The 14,955-nt window shown below is 68.5% G+C and carries 15 protein-coding genes; 8 read left to right on the top strand and 7 right to left on the bottom strand.

The genetic code is table 11. From position 1 onward, the window contains the following. Nucleotides 1–24: 24 nt before the first annotated feature. Nucleotides 25–819, bottom strand: a complete 795-nt coding sequence (locus tag ABZ909_RS10940; RefSeq protein ID WP_356997741.1) for a TetR/AcrR family transcriptional regulator — start codon at nucleotides 817–819, stop codon at nucleotides 25–27. Nucleotides 820–922: 103 nt separating this feature from the next. Between ABZ909_RS10940 and ABZ909_RS10935 the strand changes: the two genes are divergently transcribed. Next, entirely contained in the window at nucleotides 923–1,843 is a 921-nt protein-coding gene (locus ABZ909_RS10935) for an NmrA family NAD(P)-binding protein (RefSeq protein WP_356997740.1), read from the top strand. A 57-nt stretch (nucleotides 1,844–1,900) separates the two neighbouring features. Here ABZ909_RS10935 and ABZ909_RS10930 read toward each other — a convergent pair whose 3' ends face one another. Further along, on the bottom strand, nucleotides 1,901–2,557 hold the full coding sequence (locus ABZ909_RS10930; protein ID WP_356997738.1) for an HAD family acid phosphatase: 657 nt from the start codon (nucleotides 2,555–2,557) through the stop codon (nucleotides 1,901–1,903). A gap of 104 nt (nucleotides 2,558–2,661) precedes the next feature. Further along, on the bottom strand, nucleotides 2,662–6,273 hold the full coding sequence (smc, locus tag ABZ909_RS10925; protein WP_356997737.1) for a chromosome segregation protein SMC: 3,612 nt from the start codon (nucleotides 6,271–6,273) through the stop codon (nucleotides 2,662–2,664). A 94-nt stretch (nucleotides 6,274–6,367) separates the two neighbouring features. Between smc and ABZ909_RS10920 the strand changes: the two genes are divergently transcribed. After that, nucleotides 6,368–7,309, top strand: coding sequence for a MerR family transcriptional regulator (locus tag ABZ909_RS10920; protein WP_356997736.1), 942 nt, complete (start codon nucleotides 6,368–6,370; stop codon nucleotides 7,307–7,309). Nucleotides 7,310–7,606: 297 nt separating this feature from the next. On the opposite strand, the gene ABZ909_RS10915 is transcribed toward ABZ909_RS10920, so the two are convergent. The 3 genes from ABZ909_RS10915 to ABZ909_RS10905 all read right to left on the bottom strand — a co-directional run bounded on the left by ABZ909_RS10915 (nucleotide 7,607) and on the right by ABZ909_RS10905 (nucleotide 8,694). Next, the gene (locus ABZ909_RS10915) at nucleotides 7,607–7,819 is read right to left on the bottom strand and encodes a hypothetical protein (protein WP_356997734.1); all 213 of its coding nucleotides are present in this window, start codon (nucleotides 7,817–7,819) and stop codon (nucleotides 7,607–7,609) included. 86 nt (nucleotides 7,820–7,905) lie between these two features. After that, the gene (locus ABZ909_RS10910) at nucleotides 7,906–8,169 is read right to left on the bottom strand and encodes an Rpn family recombination-promoting nuclease/putative transposase (RefSeq protein WP_356997732.1); all 264 of its coding nucleotides are present in this window, start codon (nucleotides 8,167–8,169) and stop codon (nucleotides 7,906–7,908) included. A 96-nt stretch (nucleotides 8,170–8,265) separates the two neighbouring features. Next, complete coding sequence (locus ABZ909_RS10905; protein ID WP_356997730.1) at nucleotides 8,266–8,694, bottom strand: DUF1707 domain-containing protein; 429 nt, start codon at nucleotides 8,692–8,694, stop codon at nucleotides 8,266–8,268. Nucleotides 8,695–8,865: 171 nt separating this feature from the next. Here ABZ909_RS10905 and ABZ909_RS10900 point away from each other — a divergent pair, with 171 nt between their 5' ends. Together ABZ909_RS10900 and ABZ909_RS10895 are read left to right on the top strand one after the other, a co-directional pair. Next, on the top strand, nucleotides 8,866–10,098 hold the full coding sequence (locus tag ABZ909_RS10900; RefSeq protein ID WP_356997728.1) for an acyl-CoA dehydrogenase family protein: 1,233 nt from the start codon (nucleotides 8,866–8,868) through the stop codon (nucleotides 10,096–10,098). Nucleotides 10,099–10,100: 2 nt separating this feature from the next. Beyond that, a complete protein-coding gene (locus ABZ909_RS10895; protein ID WP_356997727.1) occupies nucleotides 10,101–11,225 on the top strand; it encodes an acyl-CoA dehydrogenase family protein in 1,125 nt (374 codons plus the stop codon). A gap of 112 nt (nucleotides 11,226–11,337) precedes the next feature. Here the strand turns inward: ABZ909_RS10895 and ABZ909_RS10890 are convergent, their stop codons facing one another. Then, nucleotides 11,338–11,517 carry a hypothetical protein gene (locus ABZ909_RS10890; protein ID WP_356997725.1) on the bottom strand — a complete coding sequence of 60 codons (180 nt, stop codon included), beginning with the start codon at nucleotides 11,515–11,517 and terminating at the stop codon, nucleotides 11,338–11,340. Nucleotides 11,518–11,747: 230 nt separating this feature from the next. Here ABZ909_RS10890 and ABZ909_RS10885 point away from each other — a divergent pair, with 230 nt between their 5' ends. From ABZ909_RS10885 to ABZ909_RS10870, 4 genes are all read left to right on the top strand, one after another. Next, nucleotides 11,748–12,188, top strand: coding sequence for a carboxymuconolactone decarboxylase family protein (locus ABZ909_RS10885; RefSeq protein ID WP_356997723.1), 441 nt, complete (start codon nucleotides 11,748–11,750; stop codon nucleotides 12,186–12,188). 108 nt (nucleotides 12,189–12,296) lie between these two features. Then, entirely contained in the window at nucleotides 12,297–13,007 is a 711-nt protein-coding gene (locus ABZ909_RS10880; protein ID WP_356997721.1) for a metallophosphoesterase, read from the top strand. 178 nt (nucleotides 13,008–13,185) lie between these two features. Next, nucleotides 13,186–13,629: a CBS domain-containing protein gene (locus tag ABZ909_RS10875; RefSeq protein WP_356997719.1), complete on the top strand. Its 444-nt coding sequence runs from the start codon at nucleotides 13,186–13,188 to the stop codon at nucleotides 13,627–13,629. A gap of 19 nt (nucleotides 13,630–13,648) precedes the next feature. After that, nucleotides 13,649–14,938 carry an ArsB/NhaD family transporter gene (locus ABZ909_RS10870; RefSeq protein ID WP_356997718.1) on the top strand — a complete coding sequence of 430 codons (1,290 nt, stop codon included), beginning with the start codon at nucleotides 13,649–13,651 and terminating at the stop codon, nucleotides 14,936–14,938. Nucleotides 14,939–14,955 lie beyond the last annotated feature (17 nt).

Here is a 14,955-nt window from a genome sequence, read left to right as displayed (position 1 = left end):
TTCAAGGAGGGAATGATCAGGAGCTCATGCGGGGGCGGCGTGGCGACGGCGATGAGCCTTCTGACGGCAGGCGGCGGAGCAGTAGCGGGCCGGGCGGCCGGTGCCGGTCGGGTGGATCGGGGTGGCGCAGATCGGGCAGTGGGGTGTTTCGTCACGAGCGATGGTTTCGTCACGGGTCGCGGGCGGGTTCCGGAGTTTCGTTACGGTGCCGGGCGCGTGCCGGGCGCGCATGGAGTCCAGGACCAGGGCGGTGGGGCGGGACAGTTCGTTACCCGGGCTGAGGCGTTGGATGGCAACGCATCCCGTGAACAGGGCCAGCACGTCGGAGAGGGCGAGATCGGGGCGCACCGCACCGGCGCGCTGCGCGGCGATCAGCAGATCGTCGAAGGCGGCGTGGAAGCGGGCGCCCGCGTCCTGCACCAGTTCGCGGGGCCAGCCATCATTGGCGGCCAGGTCGCAGACGGCCTGGTTGCGGTGGGCGGAGGTGATGACCTCGGTGCAGAACGCGAAGAAGGCCCGGCCCGGGTCGGGCGCGTCCCGCAGGCGGTGCGCGACAGCGGTGAGGCGGTCGATGCGCTGCTGCATGACCGCTTCCAGCAGTGCGGTTTTGGTGGGGAAGTGCCGGTAGACGGTGCCCGCGCCGACGCCCGCGCGGCGGGCCACCTCGGCCAGTGACACCGCGACGCCGCCCTCGGCGAGGGCGCGCTGTGCCGCGGCCAGCACCAGAGCGCGATTGCGGCGCGCGTCGGACCGGGTGTTCGGGGTGGGCCTGTCGTGGGACAGGGTCGGTTCCGCGTGGGACAGGGCGGGTGCGGACATTTCGTTACGCGGGTCCTTTCCGGTGGTGGCCAACGGAAACGGGCGGTTCTAGCGTCGGTATTCGGGTCGATCGACCCGAATACTACCGAACGAACGGGTGACGATGTCTTCTCGTAATGATCCGATCGAGCCTTCTCGCAATGATCTGGTGCTGGTGACCGGAGCGACCGGCAAGCAGGGCGGGGCCACTGCGCGCCGGCTGCTCGCCTCCGGCCGGGCGGTGCGGGCGCTGGTACGTGATCCGGAATCGCCTGCGGCACAGGAACTCGCGGCGGCAGGTGCGCAACTGGCCGTCGGGGACTTCGACGCTCCCGAGTCCCTCGCCCCGGCGCTGTCCGGCGTGGGCGCGGCATTCCTGGTGCCGCCCGCGACCTTCGGCCCGAACGGCTGGGACACCGAATTGGAGGTCGAGCGCGGCACGCGATTCATCGCGGCGGCGCGTGCCGCCGGGGTGGAGTTCGTCGTGTTCACCACCGTCGCCTCCCTCACCGAGGACGGCAAGTGGGGTGCGCAGGGCAAGCGGCGGGTGGAGGAGGCGCTGCAGTCCAGTGGTCTGCACTGGACGATCCTGCGCCCGGCCCGCTTCATGGAGAACTACTTCATGCAGGGCTTCCCGGTGGACGGCATCAACGATGGCGTGCACAAGCATCTGTTCCCGGCGGACCGGCCGGTGCAGTCCATCGCCCTCGACGATATCGCCGTGTTCGCGCAACTGGCCTTCGAGGATCCGGCCCGATTCCACGGCCGGGTCCTGGAGTTGGCCGGTGACGATCCGACCATGCCCGCCGCGGCGGCGGCCATCACGGCCGCTACCGGGCACACGGTGCGATATCTGGAGGGCACCGAGGCCGAGGCCGATGCCATGGGGCCCGAGGTCGGGGCGGTCTGGCGGTTGTCGCGGCAGGGCCAGGGCTGGCACGCCGACATTCCCGCGCTGCGTGAAATCCACCCCGGTTTGCGGACTTTCGACAGGTGGCTCGCCGAAACCGGTGCGGCGCGGCTGAAGTCGCTGCTGGATGGGTGAGAACCACGGGCGAGGAGGACCGAAGCCTCCTCTCCCGCGGTCACGGGACTCGGTAGGTCACGGCAGGGCGCCGTTGTAGTCGGGCAGCTTGAAGGTCTTCAGGGCATGGCCGCCGGACAGGTCGGAGGCGCTGTTGCCGATATTGGCGACGATCGTGTAGCCCTGGGCCTCGATGGAGATGCGGGTGGCGGTCTTGTAGTCGGCGAGAGCGCCCGCGCCGCTGGAGCCGGTGGTGAGGCCGCCGCCGTAGAGCCCGTCCACCGGGTAGCCGACGGTGGTCAGGTTGATCTGGGTGTAGAAGTTCATGACCGCGGGCCGGCCGGTCACGAAGATGATGGACGCGCCTTGGCTTTTCGCCCACTGCGCCAGCTTCAGTATCGGCTGGATGGCCGGAATTATCGGGCCGGGATGGTAGGTCGTCTCGAGCACGGTGTTGTCGACGTCGAAGACGATGGCGGGCTTGGTGGTTCCGGGCAGCGCGGTGGTGAGGTAGGTCTGCGCGTCGGCGGCGATCGGGGTGATATCGCCGATCCACTGGCTGTAGGGCGGCAGGTTGCTGTTGCTGCCGCCGGAACCGGACAGTGAGCCGGTGCCCGAGCCGGAGGCCGATCCGGATCCGAGTGCGGAGGATCCGGAGTCGGCCAGGGCGACCGGGAGCGGGGCGACCAGGCCGACGGCGATGCCGGCGGCCAGTATGGCGATGGAGCGTCTCATGGGGCCGGACGCTAATGCCTCGCCCATGCGACGCGCAGGCGTTTCACTTTGCCCCGCAACGCAATCCCGCTCACCGGGACACCGCCGCCACGGTCATCCCTGGGTCACGGTGTCGCGCCGACCAGATTCTCCCCGCGCATGCGCTGCGAGATCACCTGCGTGATGCCGTCGCCGCGCATGCTGACGCCGTAGAGCGCGTCGGCGATCTCCATGGTCGGCTTCTGGTGGGTGATGACGATGAGCTGGCTCTTCTCACGCAGCTGCTCGAACAGACCGATGAGCCGGCGCAGGTTGGTGTCGTCCAGCGCCGCCTCGACCTCGTCCATGACATAGAACGGGGAGGGGCGTGCCCGGAAGATCGACACCAGGAAAGCCACTGCCGCAAGGGACTTCTCGCCACCGGAGAGCAGTGACAGCCGCTTGACCTTCTTGCCCGGCGGGCGAGCCTCCACCTCGACGCCGGTGGTGAGCATGTCGCTGGGATCGGTGAGCAGCAGCCGCCCCTCACCGCCAGGGAACAGGCGGCCGAAGACGCCGGTGAATTCGCGCTCGACGTCCTCGTAGGCCTCGGTGAAAACCTGCAGGATGCGCTCGTCCACCTCGGCAACCACGTCGAGCAGGTCCTGGCGGGCCTTCTTGACGTCGTCGAGTTGGGTGTTGAGGAAGGTGTAGCGCTCCTCGAGGGCCGCGAACTCCTCCAGCGCCAGGGGATTCACCTTGCCCAGGGTGGTGAGGTCCTTCTCGGCGCGCTTGGCGCGGCGCTCCTGGGTGGCGCGGTCGTAGGGCATGGGCTGGGGTGCGCTGACGGCTTCGCCGCGGTCGCGGGCCTGCTCGTACTCCATCATCTCCAGCGCGGTGGGCGGCATGGGGACGTCCGGGCCGTATTCGGCGATGAGGTCGTCGAGGCTGATGCCGAACTGTTCGGAGATGGTGGTCTCGACCTGTTCGATACGCAACGCGGCCTGGGCGCGGGCGACCTCGTCGCGATGCACGGCGTCGGTGAGCTGGGTGAGCTGGGTGGTGAGGGCGCGTGAGCGTTCCTTGGTCTGCTCGACCTGGGCCGCGAATTCGCTACGGCGGCGCACCAATTCGTCGCGGCGGGTGGCGGCCTGGCCGACCACCTGCTCGAGTTCGGCGGCCACCCGTTCCGCGGACTCCGCGACCACGGCGGCGACGGCGGCGGCCTGGCGGCGGGCGGCCTGGGCGCGTTCGACGCGGGCACGGGTCTCACGTTCGGCACGGGCCGCACGGCGCAGCGAATCCGCTTTGCCGCGTACCGATTCCGCGCGTTCCTCGGCGGTGCGGACGGCCAGGCGGGCCTCGACCTCCATCGAGCGGGCCTCGGCGAGGGCGGCGGCGGCCTCCTCGCGGGCGTACCCCGCGGTCTCGGCGCCGGCGGCCTCCGGATCCATCTCGGCCTGCTCGAGTTCGGCGTTGCGCAGCCGGTCCTCGAGGTCGGCCAGCTTGGAAAGCGTGTCCTCGCGGCCGGTTTCGGCATCGTCGCGCTGGGCCAGCAGGCGGTCGCATTCGCGCTTGGCGGTGCGGGCGGCGTGGCCGAGGCGGCCCAGGCGCTCGTAGATGGCGACCAGGGCCTGATCGGATTCGTGCAGGGCGAGCAGGGCGTGGTCGACCGCCTCCTTGCGGTCGGACTGCTCGGCGAGCGCGCCCGCCAGCGCGGCCTCGAGTTCCTCGGCCGTGCGCTGCCAGGAGACCAATTCGTCCTTGGCGGAATCGATGTCGGCCTGTACCTCGAGCTGGCTGGGGGCGCGGTCGGAGCCGCCGAGCAGCCAGCCGCTACCGGTGAGGTCGCCGTCACGGGTGACCACGCGCAGTTCCGGGCGCTCGGCGAGGACCCGGGCGGCGGCGGCGAGATCGTCGGTGACGGCGATGCCGGCGGTGAGGGCGGCGATGGCGCCGCGCAGGTCGGCGGGACAGTCCACGACCTCGGTGAGCCAGCGCGCGGCGGCCGGTAGTCGCGAATCCGCCGGTGCCACAGGGTGATCGGTGACGTCGGCATAGACGATGGCGGCGCGGCCGCCGTCGGATTCCTTGAGCGCGTGCACGGCGGCGTGGGCCGAGGGCCCGGTGTCGGCGGCGACGGCGTCGGCCAGCGGGCCCAGTGCAGCGGCGACCGCGGACTCGAAACCGCCGTGCACCCGGATCAACCCGGACAGCGGACCGAGCAGGCCGTCGGTGCGGTGCTCGAGCAGCCAGGCCGCGCCGTCCTTGCGGCGCAGGCCCATGGTGAGGGCCTCGATGCGAGCGGTCAGCGAGGCGACGCGTTTGCCGGCCTCGCGGTCCTTCTCGCGCAGTTCGGTGACGCGCTGGTCGACCAGGGCGAGGGCCTGGGCGGCGTGCTCGTAGGAGTGGTCGAGGCCTTCCTCGCCCGCGTCGAGTTCGCTCAATTCGCCCTGCACGGCCTCGAATTCGGCGTTCGCGTCCTCGCCGCGGCGGCGGGCCTCGGCGAGGGCGGTGGACATGCGCGCGATCTCGCCGTCCACGGACTGGGCGCGGATGCGCAGGGTGTCGACCTGGCCGGACAGGCGGACCAGGCCCTCGCGGCGGTCGGCGATGGCGCGGACGGCGGCCAGGTGGGCCTGTTCGGCGGCCTTGGCGGCCTGCTCGCGTTCGTGCAGTTGCTCGCGGGCGGCTTCCAGGGTTTCGCTGGCCATTTCGACGGCTTCGCGCAGCTCGGCCTCTTCGGCTTCGACCCGATCCGCCTCGCGCTCCAGCTGTTCCGGGTCGCGGCCGGCGCCGGCGGGTTGCTCGATGGTGAGGTTGCGGGCGCGATCGCGGGCAATACGGATAGTGGCATTGACGCGTTCGGTCAAAGCGGACAGCTGGAACCAGGTCTGTGCGGCGGCCTCGGCGCTGGGGGTGAGCTTGGCGAGCTCGAATTCCTGCTGGGCCAGTGCGGCATTGGCGGCGTCCAGCTCGGCCTGCATATTGACCTGCTGTTCGCGGGCGTAGGCCTCCTTGCTCTGCTGGCTCTCCAGTTCGCGGCGGCGGCTCACCAGATCGTCGGCGGCCAGGCGCAATCGGGCGTCGCGGAGTTCGGACTGGACGGTCGCGGCGCGGCGGGCCACCTCGGCCTGCCGGCCCAGCGGCTTCAACTGCCTGCGCAATTCGGTGGTGAGGTCCGTGAGGCGGGCCAGGTTGGCCTGCATGGCGTCCAGCTTGCGGACCGCCTTCTCCTTGCGCCGCCGGTGCTTGAGCACGCCCGCGGCCTCCTCGATGAAGGCCCGCCGATCCTCCGGCCGCGATTCCAGAATCGCCGACAGCTGGCCCTGACCGACGATGACGTGCATTTCCCGGCCGATGCCGGAGTCACTGAGCAGCTCCTGGACATCCATGAGCCGGCAAGAGTTTCCGTTGATCTCGTACTCGCCCGCGCCATCGCGGAACATGCGGCGGGTAATGGACACCTCGGAGTACTCGATGGGCAGCACGCCGTCGGAGTTGTCGATGGTCAGCGTGACTTCGGCACGACCGAGCGGGGCGCGGCCCGCGGTACCGGCGAAGATGACGTCCTGCATCTTCCCGCCCCGTAGGGCTTTCGCGCCCTGCTCACCCATCACCCAGGTGAGCGCGTCGACGACGTTCGACTTCCCCGACCCATTGGGCCCGACCACACAGGTGATCCCCGGTTCGAATCGCAACGTCGTCGCGGACGCGAAGGACTTGAACCCCTTCAGCGTCAGACTCTTCAGGTGCACAGCGGCTCAGACTACCCGCTCCGCCAGGATTGCCCCGAGTATGCCGGACACCAGGACTTGAGTCTCCACCAAGGGGAAGCACCAAGGTAGACGCATGGACGACGAAACGCTCTACACGATCGGGGCGCTGGCCGAACGCACCGGCCTGACGGTCAAGACCATTCGGTTCTACTCCGACAAGGGGATCGTTCCGGCGACCATGTACAGCCCCGGCGGCTACCGGCTGTACGACATCGAGGCCGTGGCGTGCCTGGAACTGGTACGCACCCTGCGCGAACTGGGCATGGACCTGGCGACCGTGCGGCGCGTGCTGTCCCGCGAAACCTCCCTGACCGAGGTCGCGACCGCGCACGCCGAGGCGGTGGACGTACAGATCCGGCTGCTGCGCCTGCGCCGCGCCGTCCTGCGCGCGGTGGCCAAACGGGGATCGGACGAAAAGGAGATGGAATTCATGCACAAGTTGGTCCAGCTGTCCGAAGCCGAACGCGACCGTATCGTCCACGACTTCATCGACGACACCTTCGGCGCGGTCGACGGCAACCCCGCCGTCCTCGACCTACTCCGTTCCACCATGCCGGAACTCCCCGACGACCCCACCCCCGACCAGGTCGGCGCCTGGATGGATCTGGTGGACCTGGTGCAGGACAACGACTTCCGAGCCGCGGTCCGCCGCATGGCCGACTACCAGGCCAAGGAACGCGCCGCAGGCGACGACACCGGCCTCCACCACGCCCTCACCGAAGCCGTCCGCGACGAGGTCGGCCGCGCCCTGGCCGACGGCATCGCCCCCCAAAGCCCCGCCGCGGTCGCCGTCATCGACAGTCTGGCAACCCGCTACGCCGAAACCTTCACCAGACCCGACAATCGCGCCCTCCGCGAATGGATCCTCGACCGCCTCGAAATCGCCAACGATCCACGCGTAGAACGTTATTGGCACCTCGTCGCCACCATCAACGGCTGGCCCCCACTCCCCGACCTCGGCCCTACGTTCACCTGGTTCGCCACCGCCCTCCGTACTTACCTCTCACCCCTGTAGGGCGCGCACGAACCAAGCTGAGAACCGATTAGTGTGCCGCCCTTCCCAATTGAAAGGGCGGCACACTAATCCTCGAGCACCTCGTCGAAGGTGGCCGCAGTCAGGATTCGCTCGGCCAGAATCCGCAACCGCGCTGGATCCGCAGTGCGCACCGTCGTCACGACCTCCTCGGGCAACGCACCATATTTCAATGAAAACTGCTGAATCAGTAGCTCGGCGCCTCCCTCGACACGGCCTTCGGAGCGGAGGCGGTCTGCGGTTGTCACCATGATCTCACTGGCGTCGGGACAGGGACCCTCACTTCTGAAAGATCTCATCGAGGCTGCCCGCAGTACGCGCACGCGTAGCCCATGCCCGCAGCCGGTCCAGATCCGCAGTGTGGACGGTGGCGATGATCTGAGAAGGCAAAGCGCCGAACTCGAGTGACAGTTGCTCGATCAGCATCTCAGCGCGCTCTTTGATGCGCCCTTTGACCTCGCCTTCGGCGCGGAGACGATCTGCTGTCGTCATGACGGCCTCCTTGGCCTGGGGTCCAAGTTGTTCAATTACGGATCCGAGATCGGATTCGCTGATTTCACCGACACTGAGAATGTACGTCAGGGCGCAGACCAATTCTGTTCGACCAGGACGTAGATGAAGGCGTCGTGGCCGGCCAGGCGGGTGCGGAACAGGAGGTCGCTGAAGCGGGAGCGGAGCTCCGGGGTGACGAAGCTGCAGGGCTGCAGTTCCAGGGCGGCCCAGTCCACGCGGGCGGATACGGCCGGCGGGAGCACGGCCTGCAATTCTCCGGCAGCGTTGGCGAGCTTGGCCAGGACGTGCCTGAAGTAGGCGTCGTGCGGATTGTTAGGCGGGTCAGCCATATTCGGGCAACCTACGCCGCATCCACTCCTCCGCAATCGGTTTCATGGTGACTCGCCAGCTGACACACGGGGGTCACACGTCGACGAGGGGGCGGGTCAGTGGGTGCGATAGCGGTTCCAGGCGTTGGATTCCCAGCCCATGAGAACTCGGAAGGCGAGGACTGCGCCCCAGGGGGCGATGACCCAGATGGGCCAGGGGTAGGTGAATTCGCCTGCGGCGAGGGAGATTGCGGCCCAGATGACCAGGCAGAGGACGCCGACGCCGAGCCAGGCGCTGCCTTCGATCCGCTGCCAGATGGGGAAGCGGGTGCGGGAGATGGACTGGGCCGCACCGATCTTGGGCAGTTTGGGGAGGTCCCCGAGGACCAGTTGGAGGTCTTCGCGGGTGGCCGTGGCGTAGACGCGGGTGAGGCGCTCGTTGTATTCGGCCAGGTCGAGGCGGCCATCGGAGAGGTGGCGACCGAGGAGGTCGGTGATCTGGGCGCGCTCGGCGTCGGAGGCGCGGGTGCCGGTGGTGATGTCCATGTCGATCCTCTCGATCGGACGCTGCCATATGTTCCACAGTGGAACATAAATCTAGGATAAACCTCCACAATGGAATGTCAAGAAATTAAAGTGAAGGCGGGTGCCAGCACATTTGCCAGCAGGGGCGATGCGATGAGATGGTTAGTGTCAGTTCTCGGACAAGGAGTCATCGTGGACCTCGACTGGTCGCCTGCCGATCTGGCATTTCGTGATGAAGTGCGCAGCTTCCTCGACGAAAAGTTAACCGACGATCTTCGCCGTGCCGGACGGTTGGCGACCAGCGTCTACCCGGACCACGAGGCCAGCATGCAGTGGCAGGCCATCCTGCACGAGCGCGGCTGGGCCGCCCCGGCATGGCCGGTCAGGTACGGCGGCTGCGACTGGAGCCTGACCCAGCACTACATCTTCGGCCGCGAATGCACCCTGGCCGGCGCACCGAACCTGTCCCCCATGGGAATTCGCATGGTCTCGCACGCCATCATGGCTTTCGGCACCCCGGAGCAGAAGGACTTCTTCCTGCCCCGCATCCTCACCGGCGACGTCTTCTTCTGCCAGGGCTATTCGGAGCCCGAGGCGGGCTCGGACCTGGCCTCGCTGACCATGGCCGCGGTACCCGACGGCGAGGACCTGGTCGTCACCGGCTCCAAGATCTGGACCACGCACGCCACCGAGGCCAACTGGATCTTCGCCTTGGTCCGCACCTCCCGGCAGGCCAAGAAGCAGCAGGGCATCACCTTCGTGCTCATCGACATGCGCACACCTGGCATCGAGATCCGCCCGCTGGTCATGACCTCCGGCGAGCAGGTGCAGAACCAGGTGTTCTTCGACCAGGTGCGGGTGCCGCAGGCGAACGTGCTGGGCGCCATCGACGACGGCTGGACCGTCGCCAAGTACCTGCTCAACTTCGAGCGCGGCGGCGGCGCGGCGGCCCCGGCCCTGCAGGTCATGGCCGAGGAACTCGCCCGGGCGGCCACGGAGCAGGTCGCCCCGAACGGCGGCGCGCTCATCGACGACCCCGCCTTCGCCGCCAAGCTGGCCGACACCCGCCTGCGCGCGGACGTGCTCGAGGTCCTCGAATACCGCACCCTCGCACTGGTTTCCAGCGGCAAGGACCCGGGCCCGGCCGCATCCACCATCAAGATCCTGGGCACCGAGCTGAGCCAGGCGCTCACCGAGCTCGCGCTGGAGGCTGCCGGTCCGCGCGGTCGCGCCTATCAGCCGCACGCCACCATGCCGGGCGGCCCGATCGCCGATTTCACCCCGCCCGCCGACGGTTTCGTCGCCGGCGCGGACTGGCAGGCGGTCGCCCCGCTGCGGTACTTCAACGACCGCGCCGGCTCGATCTACGCCGGCAGCAACGAGATTCAGCGCAACATCATCGCCAAAGCCACCCTGGGACTGTAGCCATGGACTTCTCCTTCACCGCCGAACAAGAACTGCTCCGCGACACGGTCACCGAGTTCCTCGCGGCGCGCTATCCGCTCGAGCCCAGCCGCGCGGCGGCGCGCACCGGGGCCGGCTGGCAGCCGGAGGTGTGGCGCGGGCTGGCCGAGGAGGTCGGGATCCTCGGGGCGAGCCTGCCGGAGTCGGTGGGCGGCATCGGGGGCGGCCCGGTCGAGACCATGATCATCGCCGAGGCGCTGGGCGCGGCACTGGTGCTGGAACCGTACGTGGACACCGTGGTGGTGGGCGGCGGCCTGCTGCGGCGCGCCGACGGCAAGCGGGCCGAGGATCTGCTGACGGGCATCGCCGCCGGCGAGGTGGTCACCGGATTCGCCGCGCTGGAACCGCAATCCGGCTACGACTACACCGCTGTCGCGACCACCGCGGTCCGCGACGGTGACGACTGGGTGCTGACCGGCGAGAAGACGGTGGTGACCTCCGCACCGCTGGCCACGCACCTGCTGGTGACCGCGCGACTGGACGGCGGCATCGCGCTGTTCGTGGTCGATTTCGACGCCGCCCATCCGCCCGCCGGGCTCACCGCGCGCCCGTACCGCACCATCGACGAGCGCCAGGCCGCGGACCTGACCTTCGGGGCCCTGCGCGTGCCCGCCGACGCCCTACTGCTCGCGGACGCGGGCGAGGCCATTGCCGTCACCCTGGACGAGGCCATCGCGGCGGTGTGCGCGGAGGCGGTCGGAGCCATGCGCAAGGTCGTCGCCGACACCGTTGCCTACACCAAGCAGCGCCAGCAGTTCGGCGTGCCAATCGCCAGCTTCCAGGCGCTGCAGCACCGCATGGTGGACATGCTGCTGGAGCTCGAACAGGCCGTGGCCGCAACGTATCTGGTGACCCTGAAACTGAACGCCCCCACCCCCGAGCGGGCCCGCGCCGCCGCGGCCGCCAAGGCCACCATCGGCCGCGCCGCCCGGCGCATCGGCCAGGAGTCGGTGCAGCTGCACGGCGCCATGGGCATGACCGAGGAGCTGGCCATCGGCCACTTCTTCAAGCGCCTGACCGCTGTGCAGTACGAGTTCGGCACCACCGACCAACACATCGCCCGCTATGCCGCAATGACGCGGCCGTAGCGGTTCCGGCGCACCGGTTCAGGGGTGATCCGGTGTCCGGCCGGGTTCCGGTGGATCGCCTGGGGGATCCACCGGAACCCGGTCGTCGCGCAGGTGAACCCGTGGCGTCCGGCTACCGGCGATGGCCCTGGTCGACGCCGACGGGTATCCGGCCGGCATCACGGTGTCCGGACCGGGGCGCGGCGGCGGCGCCCCGCGCCGACCCTCGCACGGCGAGCACGATAACCAGCGCCAACGCGGGTCCGGTGACGAAGCACAGCAGACCCAGCGCGATCAGCAGAACTGTTCCCACGTGCGGATTATTGTCCGCCGCGCCGTATTTCGCACAATTACGGCAAACGCCACCCTCCGGACCGAGCGAGCCGACCGGTCCACCTGGACGCCGCCCGGGAACCCGCCGGCAACTCCGGCCGCGAGCAGCACCACACTGGCGTGATCGAGGCCACAGCGGCCTACCCGTCACGTCCCCGGGCCCTGGCTCGTCCTTGGTGGTGGAAACGAACCGGAGGAAAGGACGACACCATGTCGCGATTGGCCATGCAGCAGGCGGCCCCCGAGGTCTACACGGCCTGGATCGCCGCGGAGACCGCGATCCGTCGCGGACCCCTGGACGCCACCGTGCGGGAACTGGTCAAGATCCGGGTCTCGCAGCTCAACGGCTGCCTGTTCTGCATCGACATGCACTCCACCGAGGCACGCAAGGAGGGCGAGACCGAGCGACGGCTCTGGCACCTCAACGCCTGGCGGGAGTCCGAACTTTTCACCCCGGCCGAGCAGGCCGCGCTGGAATACGCCGAGGCCGCAACGCAACTCGGCCCGCGCGGGGTGAGCGACGAGATCTGGGCGGGCGTGGAGAAGCACTTCGACGAGGGCCAGCGGGCGGGTCTGGTGGCGGTGACGGCGCAGATCAACCTGTGGAACCGGATCGGCGTCCCACTGCGGCTGGAGCCCCTGGGCGAGTAGCCAACACCAGCCACGGCCCGAATAACGTTGACAGCCAGGAAGGTTCTGTGGCTGGCTGACGGTATGGGCCGTGGCGAGAGCGATGCCGGACGCGTCCGGATCGCGGCAGTGGGCGATCTGCACATGCGCGAGAGCATGCGCGGCCGATTCCGGCCCGCCCTGCTGGAACTGGGTGCACACGCGGATGTGCTGCTGCTGGCCGGTGATCTGACCAATGGCGGCACCCTGCGCGATACCGACGCGCTGTGCGCCGAGATCGAGAAGCTGCCGGTCCCGGTGGTCGCCGTCCTGGGCAATCACGATCACGACCGCCGTCTCGCCTTCCGGATCTCGGTGCGGCTCAGCGATATCGGCGTCCACATGCTCGACGGCACCGCGATCACCCTGCCCGTCAATGGGATTCGCCTGGGTGTCGCCGGTGTCATGGGCGGCAGCGGCGGATTTCCCGGCCACCCGGGCAATCCCGCCGAGGGCAGCGTCGAACACCGCACCCGCTTCCGCCGCGGTCCCGCCGACGCCACCCGCCTGCGCGCCGCCCTTGAATCCCTCGACACCGATCTCCGCATCGCCCTCATGCACTTCTCCCCCGTCGTCGACACCCTGGCCGGCGAACCCCCGAAGATCTACCCGGGCCTGGGCTGCCACGATCTCGCCGAGGCGGTGGACGCGGCCGGCGCCGCCCTCGCCATCCACGGCCACGCCCACGGCGGCACCGAATTCGGCCGCACCGCGGGCGGCGTCGAGGTCCGCAATGTCTCCTATCCGGTCATTCGCACGGCCTGCCGGGTGTACGAGCTGACACACCCGGGCAACAGGTAAACCCGTTCGCGGTACCGTTTACGAAATCTCTACTCACGGCGTGCCGGGAAGTCTGGTCGGCCGGTCCGGAACCTCGGGCTGCACCGGTCCGACCTGGGAGTTTCGATGCGGCATCCGTTTTCGATCTTGACGTATTCTGCTGCGGTGAACGCTCGGCTCTTCGTCGTATCCTGCACATATGCATGCCGCTCAGATGGCCGAGGACTATCCCGTGATCGATCTGGACTCCGACGCGATCGACGCGGCGAAGCTTCTGGCCGAGTATCGACTACCCGGGATTCTGGTGACCGATGCCAAGGGGGAGCCGCATTCGGTGCTGCCGGCGTCGCAGGTGGTGCTGTTCATCGTGCCGAAGTACGTGCAGGACGATCCGTCGCTGGCGGGGGTGCTGAACGAGTCCATGTGCGGGCAGGTGGTGAAACGGTTGCGGGGCAAGAAGGTTCGAGATGTGATTCCGGAGCGGCTCACCAAGATTCCGGCGGCGAAGGCCGACGACAATATCGTCGAGGTGGCCGCGCTGATGGCGAAGTACAAGTCGCCGCTGGTGGCCGTGCAGGACGGCAAGACGCTGCTCGGCGTGATCACGTCCGCGCGGCTGCTCGAGGTGGCGCTGGCGAACTGAGCCCGCCGGGGCGGCCCTCGTGACCGCCGTTGCCATTGCCGTTTTCGTCGTCGCGTATGTGCTCGTCGCATCGGAGCGGGTGCACAAGACCATCGCGGCGCTGGTCGGCGGGGGCGTCGTCATCGGCATCGGCATCCTCGACTCCGACGACGTCTTCTACTCACACGAGACCGGCATCGACTGGAATGTCATCTACCTGCTGCTCGGCATGATGATCATTGTCGGGGTACTGCGGCAGACCGGCATCTTCGAGTACGTCGCCATCTGGGCGGCCAAGCGCGCCAAGGGATCCGCGCTGCGGGTGATGATCCTGCTGGTGCTCATCACCGCCACCGCGTCCGGCTTCCTGGACAATGTGACCACCGTGCTGCTCATCGCCCCGGTCACCCTGCTGGTGTGCGAGCGCCTCGAGGTGCCGCCGGCGCCCTTCCTCATCGCCGAGGTGCTGGCCTCCAATATCGGCGGCGCGGCGACCCTCATCGGCGACCCGCCCAACATCATCATCGGCAGCCGGGCGGGGCTGTCCTTCAACGACTTCTTCCTGAATCTGACACCGATCGTGCTGATCACGCTGGCCGTGTTCACCCTGCTGCTGCCGCGCCTGTTCAAGGGCTCCTTCGACGTCGATCCCGAACGCGCCGCCGACATCATGCAGTTGAACGAGCGCGAGGCGATTCGCGATCCGAAGCTGCTGATCAAGTGCGGAATCGTGCTCGCCGCCGTGTTCGCGGGATTCTTCGGCCACCCGATCTTCCACCTCGAACCGTCGCTGGTGGCATTGCTCGGCGCGGGCGCGCTGGTGCTGATTTCCGGTCTGCCGCAACAGGATTACCTCTCCGCGGTGGAATGGGAGACGCTGCTGTTCTTCGCCGGTCTGTTCGTGATGATCGGGGCGCTGGTGAAAACCGGTGTGATCGCGCGCTTGGCGAAATTCGCCACCGAACTCACCGGCGGTGACGCGCTCGTGGCAACCATGCTGATACTCGTGGTCTCGGCCGTGCTGTCGGGTGTCATCGACAACATCCCGTACGTGGCGACCATGAGTCCGCTGGTGGCCCAGCTGGTGGAGCACATCGATCACCCGGCCCAGGCGAACGCCCTGTGGTGGGCGCTGACGCTGGGCGCGGATTTCGGTGGCAATCTCACAGCAGTCGGGGCCAGCGCGAATGTGGTGATGCTCGGGATCGCGCGGCGCTCGGACCAGCCGATCTCGTTCTGGGAATTCACCCGGAAGGGCATTCTGGTGACTGCGGTCACGATTACGGTGACCGTGCCATATCTGTGGCTGCGCTATTTCGCATTCGCCTGACCTGCGACAAAGGGCAC

The sequence above is a fragment of the Nocardia sp. NPDC046763 genome (genome assembly GCF_040645495.1).
Taxonomy (GTDB): domain Bacteria; phylum Actinomycetota; class Actinomycetes; order Mycobacteriales; family Mycobacteriaceae; genus Nocardia.
The sequence above is the reverse complement of the archived record's forward strand: the minus strand, read 5'-3'. Positions and strand labels throughout refer to the sequence as shown.